This window comes from Paenibacillus sp. FSL P2-0089, from assembly GCF_038595095.1.
Lineage (GTDB): Bacteria > Bacillota > Bacilli > Paenibacillales > Paenibacillaceae > Paenibacillus_AQ > Paenibacillus_AQ silagei.
This window is the reverse complement of sequence record NZ_CP152006.1, coordinates 3656515-3675692: the sequence shown is the minus strand read 5'-3', so window position 1 is coordinate 3675692 and position 19178 is coordinate 3656515. Positions and strand designations below refer to the sequence as shown.

Below are 19178 nucleotides of genomic sequence, written 5' to 3'. Positions count from 1 at the left end.
TGACCTCACTTATCGTTTTTAGGAGCAAAGCATTTTACAGCAAACACTTCAAAATAAGGCGAACCATACGTCGCATAGAAATCAAAACGGATTCGGGTGACCGCTTTCGCGTCCACCTTATGTTTGTTCAGGGTGAGATAATTGCCGCGGGTTATGATTGTCCGCTCGCTTCCGTCTTCTAAGGTTAAGGTCAACTCATAATCTTGGATCAGAGACTCAATCGGATCGTCGAAATGCTCCAAATTCAGCTGCGGGTTGAAAACAAGCTGGATTTCGTCCACATTTTTGGGGCTGGCCAAACCAAATTCCAGCCATTCCTGTCCTTCCGTACGCTCAGAAATCCAGCTGTTCGGCAGACCATAAGGTCTGGAGAAGCCGTTGACGACATTCCCCGGATTATACATATCCTGGGCCGGCAACAGCTCCTTGAAGCAAATGCTCTTATTGAATTTCTTCAGTCCGGACGGCTCTTCCGGTCTATAATAGAAGCTGACCGCTCCGGTCATTTTCTCTTCATTGCCGTATACGGCAAGGCCCGCCGTACCTTCCAGTACGATGTAGATTTTGTCGTCAGCCGGTTTCTGGCAGCCGAGGTCCAGCGTAATCCAGTCGTCATGACCGGGTGCAACAGCCAAGCTGTAGTCTTTCAACCCGCTGACGGGAATATAATTTTCCTTCCGTTCCCCGCCGAACAGCTTCACCTGCAGGGTTTCCGGATGCCCGGACCTGTTTTTAATTTTGATCCGTACGCTTTCAGCTACGGATGTCTGAATCGGCAGGACCAGACATAACCCTGTCTCCAGGGAAAGCTCTTCGGTTGGATGAAGATTGTCGTAGCTGCGCTGAGATGAAGCACGAATCGTTAATCCGTCAGCGAAGTACGGGTCCAATTCCTCCTGAAGCCCTACAATCGTTTGTCCGTCCCGGAGCAGCAGCGCCTGCAGCTCACTCATATGATCCTCAGCTATAGCCGCAGGATCTGCCTCATATTTAAAGCATAACGAAGCAGCCGTTCCCACCGCCTGTCCCATACAACCGCAGGTTGCCATTACCCTGGTTGATCCGAAGGCCACATGGGTAGCACTTATATTGCGGCCGGCGAACATAAGATTAGGAATATTTCGTGAATATAAACTGCGGAAAGGGATATTGTACAATCCGGGCACGAAATTCCAGGCTGTAGCCGGCCCCTCATCGTAGATGCCCTTATTGGCATGTAAGTCCATATACCATCCGCCGACGGATACAGCATCCTCGAAATGCGGCTTTGTGGTAAGATCGTTCTGGGACAGCATGTGATCACCAATAAACCGCCTGGACTCCCGCTTTCCCGGAATCGGGCATACATAATCCAGTATGAGATTGGCTACATCATCAAATTCGCCGCTATTTTTGATATAATCCCAAATTCCGTACACCAGTTTCCGCAGTTCCAAGGCGATCTCTTCATTATTCTTGATAATATCCAGATGCCCGCCGTATTCCAGCCACCACAATCCGCCAAGCCCGTTGATTTTCCTTGGAAATGACCGGTGGTTTAAGCCTTGTCTGATACTATCGAAAAAAGCCAGCTTCGTAATATCATACGCAAAGCCAGGTCTTTGGTAGGGAACGGAATACCCTACGTCACGGGCCTGAAACAGGATCGTATCGCCCATGGTGTAATGGTCCGCCACTTCAGGTGCCAATTCTTCCTTATATTCATGCTTCGCCTCTCTCCCCTGCCGGAAGTGAGCCCCTGCCTGATAGCCGACAATGCCATCTCCGGAACAATCGATATAGGTCCGGCTTTCGAAACGGAATTTTCTTTCGGAAGCTAATTGAAGACCCTCCACCCACTTAATTCTGCCGTTCTCCATCCCCGTTTCATGCACACATGTATTCAGGAATAGAGCAATGTTAGCCTCACCATAGACCATGTCGAGCAAGACCGTATCCGAAAGCGAAAGCATAAGCTTCTTGTTGTACAACGGATTATAGTGAAAAATCTTCAGCTTGAGCTCTTCCACCAATCCGCCCTCGCGCGCATAATAGGATGGACTGTTTCCGAGATATGCCGACCCGTTGATATGAACCCTGACCTCGCTGCTCGCATTTCCCCCAAGGACCGGCCGGTCATTTATAAGTGAGACCTGCAGCCCTTGGCGTGCGGCAGCAATGGCTGCGCAGATCCCGGCAATACCTCCGCCTACGACAGTTACATCTGCTTTAATAAGCTCCATTTTGATAACCTCCATGATTAGATCCTTCTCTCATGGTAAGCTTTTTGTGGAGCTTTTTTTTACATAATTTCACGAAAAAATTATACGATTGTTGCAAGGTTATCCGGATTCATACCGGGTCATTTTAATCCGGTATTGCTTGGGCGTATCCCCCGTATATTCTTTAAATAATTTGCAAAAATAACCTTCGTTCACAATCCCTACTTCCTCGCACAATTCCAATATTGAATAATCCCGAACATTTAACAGCTCGAGAGCTAATTGGATTTTTTTACGGTTGATGTAAGTGATCACGCCCTCGTTCATTGTTTTTTTGAATAAGCTGCTAAAATACGATGGAGCTAAATTCACTTCCTCGGCAATCGCCTCGAGCGTTAACCGCTGTTTCAGGTTACGCTCTATAAACTGTATAGCACTCATGATTTCAGCGCGGTGTAAAAGCTGGCCGGCGTGTACATAGTCGTAGGTGAAGTCGCCAATATAGGCAAGCTGCTCCCGGAAAGACATACACTCGATGGGAAACTCTGCTACCTCCGTGGTCAGCTTGTTTCCTGATTTAAACTTCACCGTAATGTCTCTGTACAAGTCCCGCAGCATAGGCACCATGATGGACTTATGGATTTTATGGTCCGTAACGAACTGGTTCAGATCAGCAAAGGCCTGCTCCAGCTCATCCTTGGAGACCTTTCTTTTCAGCCCGTCAAGAAATTCAGCCAGCCTCTGCTGAAATTCTTCTTTTCTGTCATTATGGTAATGGAAGCGGTGCATAGGTGTTTTTACTGCTTTCTCCGTATGATAATAGAAATCATCACTCACCTTTTGTGCTTCCGTGTAAGCTTGTTTGATCGATTCCCAGCCCCGGTGCGGACCTCCAAAAGCGACAGATACCCTTACATTCAAGTATTGGTGCAAATGGGAGACGATCTGCCCCCCTAATGCTTGGCAATCATATTCCGTTTCCAGATCACTGCGGTTATTCTCCCAGGATAGGAAGCCAATAAAACGGTTAGCGGATAAATCCGCAGCTACACCACTGCCCCCATTCATCACCGTTTCCTCGATGATATTCGTAATCGCATACCTCAGGATGCTTTGATCAGACGCTGAATAAGCGTTCCGGAAACTTTCATACCTGTTCATTTCGACAATAAAACAGCAATAATTAGCTTGGAAGAAATGAAACTGCATGCGGTTGGCAAAATCCGATGCCCGGTGAGAAGGAATTTCCCCTCTGATTAGCTCGTTAAAAAACTGCTTGCGGACTCTATATTTATTTTCAAGCACGGATACGTTTAACGATTGAAATTCCGCTTCTTTTTTCTTAAGCTCATTTAAATTCCCGGCTGCCTTATCTAAAGCCCGGTTCAAATCCGCTTCCCTGAGCGGAACCTTAACAATGTACTCCATTACGTTGGCTTGAATCGCTCTCTGGGCGTATTCAAAGGAGGAATAAGCGGTCAAAAGAATGAACTGGGTACGGGGGAGCGTTGACTTTAGCTGCTCTATCATGGAAATCCCGTCCATTCGCGGCATCACAATATCAGATATCACGATATCCGGCTTAAGCTTTACGATCTCCTCTATCCCCTCCAGCCCATTATTCGCTTTGCCCACCAGATGAAATCGCTTATCCCTAAGGGAGAGCTCTTGAAAAAACAATTCCAGCCGCTGAAGGATCAGATCCTCATCATCAACAATGAAGCAGGTGTATTCTCTCACCATCATGCATCTCCTTTAAACAAGCCTGCCGGGAATACGGCCTGAACACGGGTTATTTCCTTAGGTATGCTCGTGATTTGGAGTCCGAATTGTTCTCCGTAGTGAAGTCTGATCCGGTCATGAATATTGTTTAATCCGATTCTTTTCCTTTTCACTTCCACATCACTGGGTTCTGAAGTTAAAATATGCTGTATGGTATCAGCCGGAATACCCTCGCCTTGATCAACGACTTCTATGATGACCCTGCCGCCCTCTCTGTACGCATGAATAGTAATAGGGCCTTCGATCCCCCCTCCGTTATAACCATGGAAGATACTGTTCTCCACAAGCGGCTGCAGCAGCATTCTAAATACCGGAAAGTCTGTTAATCCTGCTTCGAGATCTTCAATCAATTGAAAGCTCCGGTTATAACGGATGTTCTGGATCGCGATATAATCCGATACATTTTGCAGCTCCTGGCGCAGTGAGACCTTCTCCGAAGCGTCGGCGATCCCGTATTCCAGGATTGAAATCAGAGACTCGATCACCACATCTACTTTCTCAATCTGTCCGAGCCGTATGACATTGCTGATAGAACCAAGCGTGTTATACAGGAAATGAGGGTTGATTTGCGACTGCAGCACTTGAATTTCCAGCTTGCGTTCAAGGTCATGATGAAGCTCTGCTCCCCGGATCAGTTCCACAATTTGCTGCAGCATACGATCGAATGCCCGGGAGAGATCGCCAAACTCATCGTTTCGGTTAATAGATATAGTAGTTGTCAGGAGACCCTGCTCCACCCGTTTCATTTTTGTTTTGAGTGCGTAGAGCGGAGTCCTTATATATTTGGCAATAAAAAAGGAAACGAACAGGCTTAAGAGAAAACCCGCAGCCAGAAGCTCGATATAATAGGTTTCCAATCTGGACAAAGCCGCTTTCAAGCGTGATTCATCATTGATTGAGATAATGGTCCAGTTGAACTTTTCCGTCGGTTTTTTCAGCAGGGAGACCTGAGCTCCCTCCTTGGTGTGCAATTGAAGGCTTGTTTCTGCGGTATCCAGAATTTGTTCCGCTGACGTTTCACCGATTGAAAACGTATGGTCTTGAATATTCAGGGAGCCTTTATTTCCCGAAAATCCGGCAATGATTTTACCCGATGCGGTGATTAGAGCCAGATTCATTTGTTCTTGTCTATTAATCTTGAACAAGGTTTCTTCAATGGCATTGAGATCCAAATCTACCGCAATGGCCATAGGAAACGGAGTGCCGTTCAGATACCGGACCATGGTAACGGTCCAGCCGGAATATTTAGATTTGTAAGGGTCGCTGACAAAGGTTGTCCTTCTGTTCTGGTCAGCGGCAGCAAACAAGGGTTCTCTTTCAGCTAAAGGTTCATCGAATATCCGGGTAGCCGTGCTTCCGCCTAGAATGGATAAATCGCTTTGGATCAGATAAATATTACTGACGTAACTGCTGTTGAGTTCATACAGCTCTCTTAATTGCTTTTTAATTACGTCCGTATTGTCAATATTGGCTTTCACCGATGATTCCACCGAGAACAGGATCGTCTGGAAGGAGGAAAAATTAACGGTGAAATACTGGTCTATCTTGTCAAGAATTTGGTTGGTGTAATACACATCCGTGGTTCTTATTTCCTTCTGGACATAGCGGTAAGATAATTGGCTGATCAAGATGATGCAGCTTAATACAAAGGCAAAGACGATCAAAAATAATTTTAAAGGCAGGCTAATTCTTCTTCGCATCGATCATCTTCCTTCTGCATCGGTATGGAACAAATCATAGCATATGACAATAAAGAGAGGGCTAAGGATAGCCGCTCTCTTCGTATATTTTTTACTTGATTAAGCCTGCTTCCTTAAATTGTTTGATTACAGACTCCTTATACCTCTGCATGTCAAACTTGGTCGCTAGTGTATCAAGGAAATTGTCCCAGTTCGAAAGAGGTTCCTTGCCAGTCATAAATTTGACCAGGCTCTCATTAATGTAACGCTGGCGGTCAGCTGCCAATGAATCGTTCGGGTCTTCAGTCAATAAGTTCCCGGGCAACGTGGGCGCCACGTATTTCTGATTGTTCTCAAACGCTTCTGCCGTCTTAGGATTCTGGAAGCTGAAGTACTCCGCATCATCCCCGCGGCGCGGCATTCTGTAATGATCGACCCAGAGGTACTTTTCTTTCATGTCCTTCGATAATTCGGAGGTTTTATTTTTGATCTTGCCGTCCACCACATCCCAGTGAATTCCTTTGATTCCGTAGGCAAAATTCGGATAGGCTTCTTGGTCCGTGAAGAAATAATTCAGCATGGACAAGATCCGGATGATTTTCTCCTTATCCGCTTTCTTGGATATGGCCCATGAATTGCCCTGGAACGATTTTCTCTCTACAATCTGATCACCATAAGGACCTGTCATTGGAGGAATAACGATCCATTCCGGTACCTCTCCGCTGATTTCTTTCATTTTCTGCTGATAATCCGGCTCCAGCCTGCGGGCGTCTCTGATCATGAAGCCCACTTTCCCCTTAAATAACTTTTGGTCGAGCAAATCGGGCGTATTCATCGTCACCCAGTCCGGATCTACAACTTTGGCTTCCATCATTTTATGGATATAAGCGAGCGCTTCCTTCATTTTGGGATCGGTATACAGGAACACCGGTTCATTGTCCTTCACATCAATGGCTGAGGGAGGATTGACACCGAACATCCACATCAGACTATCGAAGCCGTAGGTTTGCAGATTGCCTTCTTTATTCATACCGCCGATGAATCCGTACGTATCGTTCTTGCCGTTACCGTCCGGGTCCTTCTCTGTAAAGGCTTTCATAACTTCAAACAGCTCGTCAGGTGTTGTTGGCACCTCCATATTCAGCTTTGTCAGCCAATCCTTGCGGATGAAGTAGCTTCGGCTGATACCGTTTACATTATCATAACCCGGAACACCAATGGTTTGTCCCTGATAGGTCACCGCCTCCCAGGAGTCGCTGCTGAAACGTTTCTGCAATTCAGGAAATTGATCAAGATACGGCGTCAGATCTGCAAGAACGCCTTGATCATAATATTGAGCAAGATCCGCCCGGCTTTTCAAGAAGATCAAATCCGGAATATCTCCGCCAGCTATGAGCGTATTTAATTTAGTCGTGGCTTGCCCGGATTGGGGAATCATCATTTCGAGGTCAATGTTTACGGCTTCCTCCAGCATTTGGCGCTGAATATCTTCTTCACGTGGAGGAATCGGAGCAGCCGCATTGAACGTACCCTGGTTAAACATCGTAATTTTCAATTTGGTTTCAAAGGGACTCTGCTGGCCCTCTGAATTCCCCGATGCTGCCGGCGGTTCCTCTTTGGGTCCCCCACATCCTGACAATACCGTTCCCATACCCACTATTGCTGTCAGCATAGCCAATGTAATTGCTTTACGTTGCATAATGACCTCTCCTTTGCTTCTATATTATCACGGTTTCCCCGTAACAACTCAGGTTGGAATGCCTTTTAACCTTTAACTGATCCCAAGAGCACACCTTTGGTAAAATGCTTTTGCATAAACGGGTAGACGATCAAAATCGGAACCGTAGTCACGACAACTGCAGCCATTTGCACAGCAAACGTACTGACCGTGCCGGAATTGGCAAGCGAATCCGCACTTTGTGTGGCGACGTTAAGCAGGATGTTGCGCAAGATCACTTGAAGCGGCATTAGGCCCGAATCATTGATATACACAATCGCATCGAAGTAACTGTTCCAGTGCCCGACTGCGTAAAACAAAGAAATTGTGGACAGGACGGGCAGTGACAGGGGTAAAATGATCCGCCATAACGACTGAAGCTCACTTGCACCGTCCACCCTCGCGGATTCCTCGATTTCTGCGGGCAATTGCTCGAAAAACCCTTTGATGATGACCAGATTAAAGGCACTAATAAGCTGTGGAATGATCAGTACCCATGGGCTGTTCAGCAATCCCAGAGAGCGGACTAATAAATAAGTCGGAATTAATCCTCCCCCAAACATCATGGTGAAGACAATGAATAGCAGGAACGGGCTTCGTCCCGGTAAATATTTTTTGGATAAGGGATAAGCCGCGATTACCGTAAAAAACACATTCAGCGCAGTGCCTGCAATCGTCCGAAACAAGGTGATTTTATACGCCTGCCCGATCCCGTGAGAAATGAATACTTCTTTATAGGCTAGAAAGGTAAAGGTCTCTGGTATAATCACAATTCCTCTTCTTAACACTTCTGATTCCGGAGTCACTGAAACAGCAACCACATAGAGAAAGGGCAGTAAGCACATCAAGGACAGCAAAATCAGAATAAAATAAACGACGGCTTGCCAGACTTTTTCCCCGGTTGTCAAATTGATCATTTGGATCACCCCCTCACCAGATTTGCCCATCGAATTTTTTGGCCAGCTTATTCGCCGCGAGCACTAAACCAAATCCGATGACCGCTTTAAACAATCCCACAGCCGTAGCCAGGCCAATCTTCAGCCGCTCAAGCCCTTCACGGTAGACCCAGGTGTCAATAATGTCGATCTTCTCCTGATTGAAGCTGTTGGCAAACATGAATATCTGGTCAAAACCGGCATCCAGAATATGGCTTAATTTGAGGATCAGCATCAGAATCATAACTCCCCGGATGCCGGGAAGGGTTACATGCCAGAGCTGTCTCCATTTGGAGGCGCCATCCATTCTGGCCGCTTCATACAAGCTTGGATCGATTCCTGCTAATGCGGCAAGGTACAAAATCGCGCCCCAGCCAATATCCTTCCATATTTCAGATAAGATAATCAGCAGCCGGCCCCAGGCAGGTTCTGTCAGGAATGAGATGGGTTCAACTCCAGCCTCCTTCAATATCATGTTGAACAGCCCATCCCCCGGGGCCAATAACGCCACCATCATTCCATACACAATGACCCATGACAGAAAATGGGGCAAATAAGTGATCGTTTGTACGATTTTCTTAAACCATTGGGTATACACTTCATTCAGCAGCAAAGCCAGAAGGACCGGAGCCGAGAAACCGAACAACAGCTTATACAGCGATATGATAATCGTGTTTCTCATGATGTCCCAGAAATAAACGCCGTTCATAAAATCCGTGAAATTTCTAAATCCCACCCACGGGCTGTCCCATAGTCCTAAAGCCAGGTTATAGTTCTTAAAAGCAATAATGATTCCCGCCATAGGAATGTATTTGAATACGGCAAAATAAACTAACGCCGGGAACAGGAGAGCGTACATCACTTTATACTTTTTTATCGTTCTTATCCATGAGTTCCGCTTTTGGGGTAGGGGCATGGCGTCCGCTGCCAATTTCGCTTGCATGTCATCACCTCGTCTCTATTTATAGTTGTATAGTAGCACCCCCTGCCCGGATAAATTTCTGTGATTTCTAGAATTTCTTATAAGATATTAATCTGAATTGTGAATGGAGGCTTTACGAAAAAAACCTCAGGACGCTAGGATCGCGTTCCTGAGGGTTCAGCCATTGTATATTATTTCAGGCTAAATCTGCTGCATGAGTACCTTGAGACAAGCGGAAATGCACTGATAAAATAAACGACAGTGAGCGAGGCGACGGTGAGAGCTAGTATCCAGGGGGCCGGGCACCTCTGACGATACGCGCGTTAGCTTGCCTCTATGAAGTACCTCCATTCTGTTAGCTTCTATCCTTAGATTATCCTTTGTGATCTTTAACGCACACCTTTTTATAATTTTAGTTATAAGGATAACATCGGGTCAAATGGAATCCGCATTAGCTTGGATAGCCTCATGTTCCTCCAGCAGCCGCTTCAGCTGTTGGCGTTGGCGTTTTTCCCGTTGACGGCGCTCTTTGTCCTCCTCCTTGAGCGCTTTAAGCAGGGAGAAGCACATGCCGATCAGAACAATGGCAAAAGGCAGCGCAGCTACAATGGAAGCAGTCTGAAGGCCGCCCAAGCCGCCGCTAATCAGCAGCACAACAGCGATGGAGGATTGCAGAATTCCCCAGGTTAGTTTGACTCTTGCGCTGGGATTCAGCTTGCCGTCTGATGTCAGCATGCCCAGTACAAAGGTAGCCGAATCGGCTGATGTAATGAAGAAGATCATAATCAGGATCGTAGCTATTAACGATACTGTGGTGTCTAAGGGCAATTGCTCCAGCATGACGAAAAGAGCTGTGGTCGTGTCTCCTTTAACGGCTTCAGCCAGCTGGACACCATCGAAGAGCTCCATTTGCATGCCCGTTCCCCCGAATACCGAAAACCAGATAAAACCGAACAGACTCGGTATAATCAGCACACAAATGACAAATTCCTTGATTGTTCTTCCTTTGGATACCCTCGCAATGAATGTTCCGACAAAGGGTGCCCAGGCAATCCACCAGGCCCAATAGAATAAGGTCCACGCCCCTACCCAGGTTCCCTTGGAAAAAGGCGTTAACCTCAAGCTCATATTGACGATGTTTTGCAGGTAACTGCCTAATGTGGTGGTAAAGGTATCAAAGATAAACGAGGTCGGACCCGTCATCCATACGAACAGCATCAAAAGAACGGCGATCACCAGGTTGGTGTTGCTGAGGATTTTGATACCCTTGTCCAGACCGCTGGTAGCGGAGATGAGGAACAGCACGGTCACAACCGCAATAATTGCAATCTGAGCGGCTACGGTGTTCGGAAGTCCGAATAAATAATGCAGACCTCCGTTAATCTGCAGAGCCCCGAGACCCAGCGAAGTCGCTACTCCAAAAATCGTAGCAATCACCGCCAAAATATCGATGGCCTTGCCCAGCCAGCCGGATACCAGCCTCTCACCGAGTAGAGGGATAAAAGCAGAGCTGATCAAGCCTTTGTACCCTTTGCGGAACTGGAAATAAGCAAGCGTCAATCCAATAACGGCATAGATGGCCCATGGGTGAAGTCCCCAATGGAAAAAAGAATAGCGCATGGAGATCCGTGCTGCTTCTGTCGTCCCTCCTGTTACGCCCTCCGGCGGAGATAAATAATGGGACAGCGGTTCAGCTACTCCCCAGTAGACCAGCCCGATCCCCATTCCTGCGCTGAATAGCATCGACAGCCAGGAGACTGTGGAATATTCCGGTTCATCGTCATCGTCTCCCAGCCGGATACTGCCGAACCTGCTGAAGGCTAAATAGAAGGTGAAGATCAAGAAGAACAGAGTCGCCAGCAAATAGAACCAGCCGAAATTATGGATGGAGAAAGTGTACGCGGCATTAGCGGTACTTGCCATCTGGTCAGGCGCCACTGCTCCCCATATGGCAAAAATCGCTACGATAGTAATTGAAATGATAAAAACCATATATGAACCTCCATGAGTAGTGTATGTATACAATAATAAACAAAAAAAACCTCAGGAAAGCATGGAAGGCTTCCTGAGGGGTCCATCCATTGTACTTTTCCGTCAGTGTCCTGCTCAGTTCTGTCTGTTCTCCACCGATTTCATACGGTTCTGGTCGTCAGGCACCCGGTCATGACTGAATTCCTGACCTGCTTCTACTTCCCCATCTTCGGATACAGCCCGGGCAAAGCTAGTGAACTGTCTCTTCTCCTCGTCCTGCTCATGCTTCAGCTTCAAAAGCTCCTTCGGGTCCTGAGTTGTCATCACGCTAACCTCCTGAGAAATCTATTCATGCTGTTTATCTGCACTATAGAAGTTTTTCCATACTATCGGGGTACTTATGCACGAAGATTGGAGAATGCGCTTTAGTCCTTAACTTTTATGAGCACTCCATCCCTATTCTCATAGACTCTGCTTTCATTTTTTTCGATCTTGTTCATGATCTCTTCTTCGAGGTTAATCCCCAGGATCTCCGACAGTCCAATCAGGTAGATGGCAACATCCGCTAATTCTTCACCGAGGTCATCTTTCTTCTTCCGGTAAGCATCGCAGGCCTCAGACAGTTCGCCGTGGGTCAGGCAAAATTCCTGATAAATATCTGTGACATTGAACCCCTTTTCCAGCTTGTTCTGATACACTCTCTTCTGGAGTTGTACTAAATCAATCACTGTGATCACTCCTATCTTCTGTCTAATTGAAATAACTTATTGAACTACTCCCATATGCTTACGTAAATGCACTAACGACATGGGCTGGATTCGCTGGGCTTCGGCAATATTCTCATACAGAAGATGGCTTTTGCCGGCATGGGCAAACGACTCACGTAAGGCTGCGATCCTTCCTTTTTTGAGATCAAGGAACTGGAAGTCGATCTGCTTCAGATGCTTCATTGCGGTCAAAGGCTCTAACTCCTTCGCGGTCACGGCTGCTGAAATCTCTCTTAGCTGTAACATTTCAAGCTGCGTTGCGGTCCATAAAGGGTCAATATCCTCCAGGGATTTCATCTGATCGAGTTCAAGCTGTATAAGCCCCGGCATATTCGAAAAGTCACACAAAGCCTCAAGCTTCGGCAAGGATAAGTTCAGGTATGTAAGATTGCTCATGGACTCCAGGGCATCCACCTCCGTTAAGTTGCGGATAGCCGCCAGACTCAGCATGGGGACGGTAGAATCTGCAAGCGCATCCAGTGATCCTTTCAAGATGGAGTCGTGAATGAAGAGGCACAGCAGGTTCGGTAACCGGCGGACAAATTCCAGCTCATGAATCGTAGTCCGCAAGATTAAGGTATCCAGGCTGGCGGCATCGCCTATCGGCGTTAAGTCATGAAATTTCCCATGGACCGAGAGATATTGCAGCTGCTTGAAGCTTGCGAGGAAGCTTAGGTCCACTGGCTTTTTGGCCGAAATGGATAAAAACTGCAGTCGCTGCAACTTGCCAAGCACACTCAGATCCACACTATGAAACAGATTCAACTCTAAGGCTGTGATGTGCTGTAGTTCCGCTAAGGTCTGCAGCAATTCCTCGGAATAGCGCACTTTCCTGTCCACTTGGCTAATTGACAAGACCAGATCCGGGCGTTCGGCAAATACATGCTGATCCAATTCCTGCAGATCCTGGAGCTTGTCCACATCGATGACATACGAAATAAGCGCCCGCTGTCTGAGCTCCTTCACCGCCTGATCCATTTTACCTTTTGTCCAAGGTGCTCCATTCATTGAGCTAGTCCATACTCCCATTTCCGTGTTCCCCCGTTCCTTCGGATATAAAAAGTCCCGCCTGTTTGTGGCAGACGGGATTTTGATTAAGTCATGCTTGTTGAGCGGCAGCCTTATAGCTTACGCACCACGTAGATGAGATTCATGCCGCAATCCAGCGTGCCCGGCAGTTTGGTGAACGCGATCTCCTGTTCGACAAGCAGCTTCCAGAATTCCTGATCAGCCCGGGCGTTCTCTAAGGCAGCATCTCCAGCTTGCGTATATAGTCCGGCAGAGCTTCTCTCCAGAATATTAACCGGAAACTGTGCAAATAAAGCATCCAGTTCAGAGCTCCTCATCATATGGACGTAATGCTTGCTGGGAACTGGATAATGATCTTCGTCCTGAACCCCTGTATTCATGAGCCATCTTGTAGCATCGATCCCGAACTGGTCCTTCTCATAGCGGATGCCTTCGAGATAATACATAGAAGCGCCGATGAAGCTCATCGACCCGACAATCAGGATGCCGCCCGGCTTAAGTACTCTTAACAGCTCCCGGATACCATCCGCCTCTCTTTCCAAGAGATAGTTGATGACACCGCCAATACATACTACTGAGTCAAAAGAAGCATCTGCAAACACGCTCATATCCAGCACATCTAACACATGGTATGCCTTGATTCTGTCCACCAGGGACAGCTCTTGCATTTTGGACTTGTTGAATTCAATCTGATGGCTGGACAGATCAGCGACGGTCAACTCAGAACACATGGTAGCCAGATCTTTGGTGTACCTGCCTGAACCTGCACCAATCTCCAGCACTGTATCAATAGGCTTAGTGTAACGCTGTAGAATGTCCAGATGCACTTGATACAAAAGTTCGCCGGGACCATCCTTCGTAAGCCGTGTCCATTCGCGGTCGCCATAGTTGTCGTACCGGGTTCTCGGGATTTCGGGGTTGTAGCTCATGAAAGCCTCTCCTTTTCATATTCAATTGGGTAATCGGAGTAATATCGCTAATGTCGCTAATATCGCCTGCACTCATACAACCACCTCCTCCCTGGAATCCGTCTGCACTTATTATACTAAGCCTCGGCTTATTTGACATCCTAAATATTCCAAATTAAAGTTCCCAAACAAAAGTTCCTCGGTGTGGGATTACCGTGACTCCGGAGAAGTTTGGGTCTCCGGCCGTCGCCAGACGTCCCCCTGGTCACTGGTCAAAAGGGTTGCTGACATTGTACTACAAATCTAATTGAGCGTAAGCAGTGCGGCGGAAACGCAGAAGAAGCCTGCTGGCAGCAGGCTCCTCTGGTTAGAACTATAGTTTATTATCAATACTTATTCCAAATTTAGAACCTCAATCTCGCCAGGAGCGTAGGATTGTTCTGCGTATTCCCCTCCCCAGTTACAGAGTAATCTCAGAACGGGTTCGAGGGATTGCCCCAGCTCTGTTGTTGAGTATACCACCTTAGGCGGTACTTGATTGTACATGGTTCTGCGGATTAATCCGTCATTCTCCAGTTCCCGAAGCGTTTGGATCAGCATCTTTTGCGAGATATTATGAACAAGCCGCTTAAGCTCCCCTGTCCGCTTGGGTCCTTTGATTAAATAGTACAGCACAAGTCCCTTCCACTTCCCTCCGATCACCTCTAGTGTCACTTCCAGTTCACAGTGAAAGAGTTTCATAATAATCCATCATCTCCCGAGTTGATACACAAACGTTAAGCTGATTTAGATTTGAGCCACTCCACCGTCTGCGAATAATTCAATGCCGTTCAAATAACTGCTTTCATCCGAGGCCAGGAACATGACTGCATTGGCGATCTCTTCTACCTGCCCTACTCTGCCGAGCGGGACATCTGTTTTGGCCTGTTCCAGGTAATTGTCAAGCTCGGAGCCGAACAATTCATCGTACGCCGGTGTGACGACTGAACCCGGACTAAGGACGTTCATCCGAATTCCAGTTCCTTTGATATCCAGAATCCAGTTGCGGACGAGCTGTCTGATCGCTGCCTTAGAGGCGCCGTAGATACTGAACGCAGGTACCCCCATTGAGCCGGCTGTAGAGCCTGTCAGGATAATGGAACCTTTTTGGTTAGGGAACAAGGGTAGTGCCTTTTGAACGGTGAAAATAGTTCCTTTCACGTTGACATCAAAGGTCTTGTAGTAGTGGGCTTCCGTAATTTCGCCTAACGGCAGGAATGACCCTAGTCCGGCATTGGCAAACAGAATGTCCAAATGTCCCTTTTCCCGCTTGACGGTATCGAATAAGGTGTCCAGATCTTCCAGCTTGGAGATGTCACCTTGAACGCCTGTAACATTCTGACCAATTTGCTGTACCGCTTCATCCAATTCACGTTGTCTGCGTCCTGTGATAAACACGTAAGCCCCATCTCGTACGAACTGCTCTGCCGCCGCAAGCCCGATGCCGCTTGTTCCTCCGGTTACAACTGCTACTTTCCCATCAAATCTACCCATACTATTATACACTCCTTTTATGGTTTGTAGTTCCTATGAACGCTAGTATGGGGGAAAAGTTACAAGAAAAACAGTACCCACTTTTTTGTGATATAGTCACCAAAAGGTGATAATTGAGGCGGTGCAAGCTGTGTTATTCTGCTGAAGCGCTAAATTTTCTGCTTCTCCACCATCTTGTAATACATTCCCTGTTGGACCAGTAATTCGGCTGGACTGCCTTGCTCAACAATTCTTCCCTTATCCACGACCAGGATGACATCTGCATTCTTCACGGTGGACAGCCGGTGTGCAATCACCAGGAACGTCTGCTTCCCTTTCAGGCTCAACAAGGTATCGTTCAAGTCACTCTCTGTCAAGGCGTCGAGAGCTGAGGTGTATTCATCCAGCATCAGAATCCGGGGTTCACTCATGAAAGCCCGTGCTAAAAGAATCCGCTGGATCTCGCCGCCGGAGAGATTGTCTCCATGGTTCTCCACCTGCTTATCATACGCTTCAGGCATGGCTTGTACGAATGAATTCACATGGGCAAGATCAACAGCAGTGCTGAATTTGCGCCAGGTCTCTTCATTCATGTCTTCCTTCTGCAATGGATAAATAATGTTGTCGAGAATGGACTTGTTCCATAACACTCCCTTTTGCGGGGAATAGCCGACATATCGTTTTAGTTCATGAATGTCCAGTTCTTGGATCGGAACGCCGTCCAGGCAAATCTCCCCTTCATCCGGCTCAATGAACCTGTGGATTAGCTCGAATATCGTAGATTTCCCTGAGCCGCTTAATCCAACAATCCCCACGAAGGCTCCGGGCTGAATGTCCAGAGTAAAGTCCGTGATCCCAAAAGAATCTGCCGGAGCGTACCGGTACGAGACATTCCTCAGCTGCAGGAGGGGGACACTGTGATAGTCGGGAGCTGTAGCTCCCGATGAAATTTTTTCCAGTTCAAGGACGTCATTCAGGTTATTAATAATGACCGTCATGCGGCTCCTATCGATGTTCAGCGTAAACAGCGACTTGAAAATCTGATACAGTCTTGGAAGAATCACAATGAAAGCCAGCAATGTGCCTGGTGAGATGCGGCCTCTCAGAATCAGGAACAGACTATAGCCGTAAATGATGCCCGTAATGATGGAAATGACCGTATCCGCGACCAGGTTCAACACCACATGATGAAATAGCCTAGACTGCCGGGATATCTTCCACGCCTCGTCATTCCACTCCCTCCAGCGTTTCTGCTCCGCCTGATGTCCGTTACACCTGTGGACCGCCTTCAGATTCGTGAAGAAATCATTCAAATAGTTGATGCCCTTATCCAAAATGCCATGATACTGCTTATCCAGGCGCTCCGTCCTGCTCCTGAAGCGCTTGAAGCCATACATACATAGAGGGAATGAGAGGATGGCTGCGAGTGTAAGCTCGGTACTCATCGAGAACATGATCCACAGGGTAGCGATTAGCAGAATAGCATTCGAGACCATGGACATCAGGGTGTCTACCACGAAAATTTCACATAGCATCCCCACCTGCAAGGTGATCCGGTTAATGATTTCCCCCTTGCCGATGCTGTCCACGTTTCTTGGCCGGGTCTGGAGTACGTCAGAGAACAGCCGCAGGCGCAGATTCTTGGATAAATGGTTGCCCAGCTCATTATTATAATAAGAGGTGACGCTGTTCAAAGCTGCGTAAATTACGGGAATCAGAATAAGCAGGAGCATATAGAATGCAGCCGTACCGATCTGCTTGTCAGGCAGGATGTCGTCGAATAGGTCTTTGAACAGGAGGGGCTGAACAGTCGAGACGAATGCGGCTAAAATATTGAAGAGTAGGATCATAACAAGGATTCTCTTACTATTAGACAATATCTCCTTAATCAATGTCCGGGTCGGATTCATAAGTCCGCATAACCTCCTTCAAAGGGCGCAGCTTATGTAATCATAACGGATCGGGATGATGGAATTAACCTGCCTAATAATAGTAAATCACCTTACATATTATAGAATTACTGTCGGTTTAAGGTCTCCAAAAAACCAGCGTCCATAAGAGTTCGCTGGCTTCTCAGTTCTTGTATGAATTACTTTCCTTCCTCCGCTTTCCAGATCCCGGCCGCTGTAGACGAGAATCCGCACTTTTCATAGAATTCCTTATGCTCACGGCTATAAGTGAGGGTTACTATGGTCAATCCGCGTCGAATAGACTCGTTCAAAAGCTCCTTAACAAGCTGCTGTCCTACTCCGCGCCTCTGATAATCTGGATGGATGATAATGTCCTCCATATACCCGTGCTCCAGACCCGTTCCGGCAACATAGCCAAAAGCGATGAGTCTCCCTCCGGGATCTCTAGCTCCGGCCCAGAAATTGCACCGCTGAAACAGGGCAGGATAGTCAGAGTCTCTTCTTGACCAGCCCACGGCTTCTCTTAAACCGGGAACCTCCTCCGCGCGAATGTCCAAGTTAATCTGAATCATTTTCCAGATACAACACCTTTGCTTTTTTGTCGTAGGCAATCAGTTCCGCGTACCGGCCCCAGTCGATCAGGATATCCAGTTGAAGTGCGGCTTCCTCTGCCTCAAAATGCTTCTCAAAAATCTCCACGAAAAAGGCCCGTTCCATCTTGTTATTAGATTTTGATTGCAGAATCCAGATGATTTTGTCCATGATCGGAACATGCTCCAGCACCTGGGCCTTGAAAATTTCCTTGCGCAACAGGACGCTTGCATCGGCGAATTGATGTCCAACCTCTGTCAGCTCGATATCTCCATGCAGAACCGTAGCAAATTGCAGCATTTCCACCGCTTCGACGATGGGCAGGAAGTCTTCCAGTTTCAGACTTAATTGATCGGCCAGCTTGTACAAGTCCACTTGTTGACCCAGATCGTCAATCAGTTCAATGAAGCCTGTAAGGGCGCCTGCCGGAACCGGTGGTATTTTCTCGATGGTGTTTTTCTTTTCTTCGGCCGGACCGGCAGGCTTCACTTCCCTTTGGGTCAGTATGGAGTAGATTTGGTCCACAAGCGATGTGAACTGCGGATCTTGTTTATCCCTCCAGTGCGCCATGGGAATGGGAATATCGGAGATTACACGGGCAGGGTCCCTGGAGAGGACGATGGCCCGGTCCGACATATAGACGGCTTCCTCAATACTGTGGGTGACCATAATAATGCATTTGGTAGGGATTTGCTTCTCCGTCCATAATTCCAGCAGGTCCCGCTTCAAGTTCTCTGCGGTCAATACGTCAAGGGCGGAGAACGGCTCATCCATCAGGAGAATGTCCGGCTCCATGACGAGCGCCCGGCCGATACCGACACGCTGGCGCATCCCTCCGGACAATTCTTTGGGGTACGCTCCTTCAAATCCGTCAAGCCCAATCATATCGATGACCGAGAGGGCTTTACGCATTTTGTCGGCTTCGCGCAGAGGTTTGTTCTCCAGCCCCAGCTTCACATTCTCCAGGACTGTAAGCCAAGGAAACAATGCAAATGATTGGAATACCATCCCCACACCCGGATTGGTACCGGCAATCTCCCGTCCATTATAGAGCACCGTGCCCTGTGAAGGAGGGACAAGTCCCGCAATGATTCGCAAAAGAGTCGACTTCCCTGACCCTGAAGGTCCCAGGATGGATACCAGCTCGCCCTCCTTAATATTGATATTAATATCCTCCATAATACTCACATTTGCCTGCTTCGGCTGATCATAACGTTTGCTGATTTGCTTTAATTCAATCAATACTTTGGTCAT

General features: G+C 47.5%; 16 protein-coding genes. All 16 read right to left on the bottom strand.

Annotated features, from left to right (window positions below):
* Positions 1-5 precede the first annotated feature (5 nt).
* Entirely contained in the window at positions 6-2222 is a 2217-nt protein-coding gene (locus NST69_RS15130; protein ID WP_340952770.1) for an FAD-dependent oxidoreductase, read from the bottom strand.
* Between the two features lie 99 nt (positions 2223-2321).
* Complete coding sequence (locus tag NST69_RS15125; protein ID WP_342550181.1) at positions 2322-3944, bottom strand: response regulator; 1623 nt, start codon at positions 3942-3944, stop codon at positions 2322-2324.
* Positions 3944-5683, bottom strand: coding sequence for a histidine kinase (locus NST69_RS15120; protein ID WP_342549920.1), 1740 nt, complete (start codon positions 5681-5683; stop codon positions 3944-3946). Before NST69_RS15120 ends, NST69_RS15125 begins: the two co-directional genes overlap by 1 nt.
* Positions 5684-5774: 91 nt before the next feature.
* Complete coding sequence (locus tag NST69_RS15115; RefSeq protein WP_342549919.1) at positions 5775-7361, bottom strand: extracellular solute-binding protein; 1587 nt, start codon at positions 7359-7361, stop codon at positions 5775-5777.
* Positions 7362-7426: 65 nt separating this feature from the next.
* Positions 7427-8296, bottom strand: coding sequence for a carbohydrate ABC transporter permease (locus NST69_RS15110; RefSeq protein ID WP_076075216.1), 870 nt, complete (start codon positions 8294-8296; stop codon positions 7427-7429).
* A gap of 13 nt (positions 8297-8309) precedes the next feature.
* Positions 8310-9257, bottom strand: coding sequence for an ABC transporter permease subunit (locus NST69_RS15105; protein ID WP_036726841.1), 948 nt, complete (start codon positions 9255-9257; stop codon positions 8310-8312).
* A 414-nt stretch (positions 9258-9671) separates the two neighbouring features.
* Entirely contained in the window at positions 9672-11228 is a 1557-nt protein-coding gene (locus NST69_RS15100; protein WP_342549917.1) for a BCCT family transporter, read from the bottom strand.
* Between the two features lie 114 nt (positions 11229-11342).
* Complete coding sequence (locus NST69_RS15095) at positions 11343-11531, bottom strand: hypothetical protein (protein WP_036726849.1); 189 nt, start codon at positions 11529-11531, stop codon at positions 11343-11345.
* Positions 11532-11632: 101 nt separating this feature from the next.
* Positions 11633-11935, bottom strand: a complete 303-nt coding sequence (locus NST69_RS15090; protein WP_342549915.1) for a MazG-like family protein — start codon at positions 11933-11935, stop codon at positions 11633-11635.
* A 36-nt stretch (positions 11936-11971) separates the two neighbouring features.
* A complete protein-coding gene (locus NST69_RS15085) occupies positions 11972-13003 on the bottom strand; it encodes a hypothetical protein (protein WP_342549913.1) in 1032 nt (343 codons plus the stop codon).
* Between the two features lie 92 nt (positions 13004-13095).
* A complete protein-coding gene (locus NST69_RS15080) occupies positions 13096-13932 on the bottom strand; it encodes a class I SAM-dependent methyltransferase (protein WP_342549912.1) in 837 nt (278 codons plus the stop codon).
* Positions 13933-14304: 372 nt separating this feature from the next.
* Positions 14305-14652 carry a helix-turn-helix domain-containing protein gene (locus tag NST69_RS15075; RefSeq protein ID WP_342549911.1) on the bottom strand — a complete coding sequence of 116 codons (348 nt, stop codon included), beginning with the start codon at positions 14650-14652 and terminating at the stop codon, positions 14305-14307.
* 45 nt (positions 14653-14697) lie between these two features.
* Entirely contained in the window at positions 14698-15444 is a 747-nt protein-coding gene (locus NST69_RS15070) for an SDR family oxidoreductase (protein WP_342549910.1), read from the bottom strand.
* Positions 15445-15593: 149 nt separating this feature from the next.
* Complete coding sequence (locus NST69_RS15065) at positions 15594-17333, bottom strand: ABC transporter ATP-binding protein (RefSeq protein ID WP_342549908.1); 1740 nt, start codon at positions 17331-17333, stop codon at positions 15594-15596.
* A gap of 179 nt (positions 17334-17512) precedes the next feature.
* On the bottom strand, positions 17513-17905 hold the full coding sequence (locus NST69_RS15060) for a GNAT family N-acetyltransferase (protein WP_340952791.1): 393 nt from the start codon (positions 17903-17905) through the stop codon (positions 17513-17515).
* A complete protein-coding gene (locus tag NST69_RS15055; RefSeq protein ID WP_342549907.1) occupies positions 17892-19178 on the bottom strand; it encodes a nitrate/sulfonate/bicarbonate ABC transporter ATP-binding protein in 1287 nt (428 codons plus the stop codon). Before NST69_RS15055 ends, NST69_RS15060 begins: the two co-directional genes overlap by 14 nt.

Excerpts from the sequence above, each read along its gene's own strand:
- NST69_RS15130 (WP_340952770.1), bottom strand. The coding sequence starts at position 2,222 with ATGGAGCTTATTAAAGCAGATGTAACTGTCGTAGGCGGAGGTATTGCC.
- NST69_RS15125 (WP_342550181.1), bottom strand. The coding sequence starts at position 3,944 with ATGGTGAGAGAATACACCTGCTTCATTGTTGATGATGAGGATCTGATC.
- NST69_RS15120 (WP_342549920.1), bottom strand. The coding sequence starts at position 5,683 with ATGCGAAGAAGAATTAGCCTGCCTTTAAAATTATTTTTGATCGTCTTT.
- NST69_RS15115 (WP_342549919.1), bottom strand. The coding sequence starts at position 7,361 with ATGCAACGTAAAGCAATTACATTGGCTATGCTGACAGCAATAGTGGGT.
- NST69_RS15110 (WP_076075216.1), bottom strand. The coding sequence starts at position 8,296 with ATGATCAATTTGACAACCGGGGAAAAAGTCTGGCAAGCCGTCGTTTAT.
- NST69_RS15105 (WP_036726841.1), bottom strand. The coding sequence starts at position 9,257 with ATGCAAGCGAAATTGGCAGCGGACGCCATGCCCCTACCCCAAAAGCGG.
- NST69_RS15100 (WP_342549917.1), bottom strand. The coding sequence starts at position 11,228 with ATGGTTTTTATCATTTCAATTACTATCGTAGCGATTTTTGCCATATGG.
- NST69_RS15095 (WP_036726849.1), bottom strand. The coding sequence starts at position 11,531 with ATGACAACTCAGGACCCGAAGGAGCTTTTGAAGCTGAAGCATGAGCAG.
- NST69_RS15085 (WP_342549913.1), bottom strand. The coding sequence starts at position 13,003 with ATGGGAGTATGGACTAGCTCAATGAATGGAGCACCTTGGACAAAAGGT.
- NST69_RS15080 (WP_342549912.1), bottom strand. The coding sequence starts at position 13,932 with ATGAGCTACAACCCCGAAATCCCGAGAACCCGGTACGACAACTATGGC.
- NST69_RS15075 (WP_342549911.1), bottom strand. The coding sequence starts at position 14,652 with ATGAAACTCTTTCACTGTGAACTGGAAGTGACACTAGAGGTGATCGGA.
- NST69_RS15070 (WP_342549910.1), bottom strand. The coding sequence starts at position 15,444 with ATGGGTAGATTTGATGGGAAAGTAGCAGTTGTAACCGGAGGAACAAGC.
- NST69_RS15065 (WP_342549908.1), bottom strand. The coding sequence starts at position 17,333 with ATGAATCCGACCCGGACATTGATTAAGGAGATATTGTCTAATAGTAAG.
- NST69_RS15060 (WP_340952791.1), bottom strand. The coding sequence starts at position 17,905 with ATGATTCAGATTAACTTGGACATTCGCGCGGAGGAGGTTCCCGGTTTA.
- NST69_RS15055 (WP_342549907.1), bottom strand. The coding sequence starts at position 19,178 with ATGACCAAAGTATTGATTGAATTAAAGCAAATCAGCAAACGTTATGAT.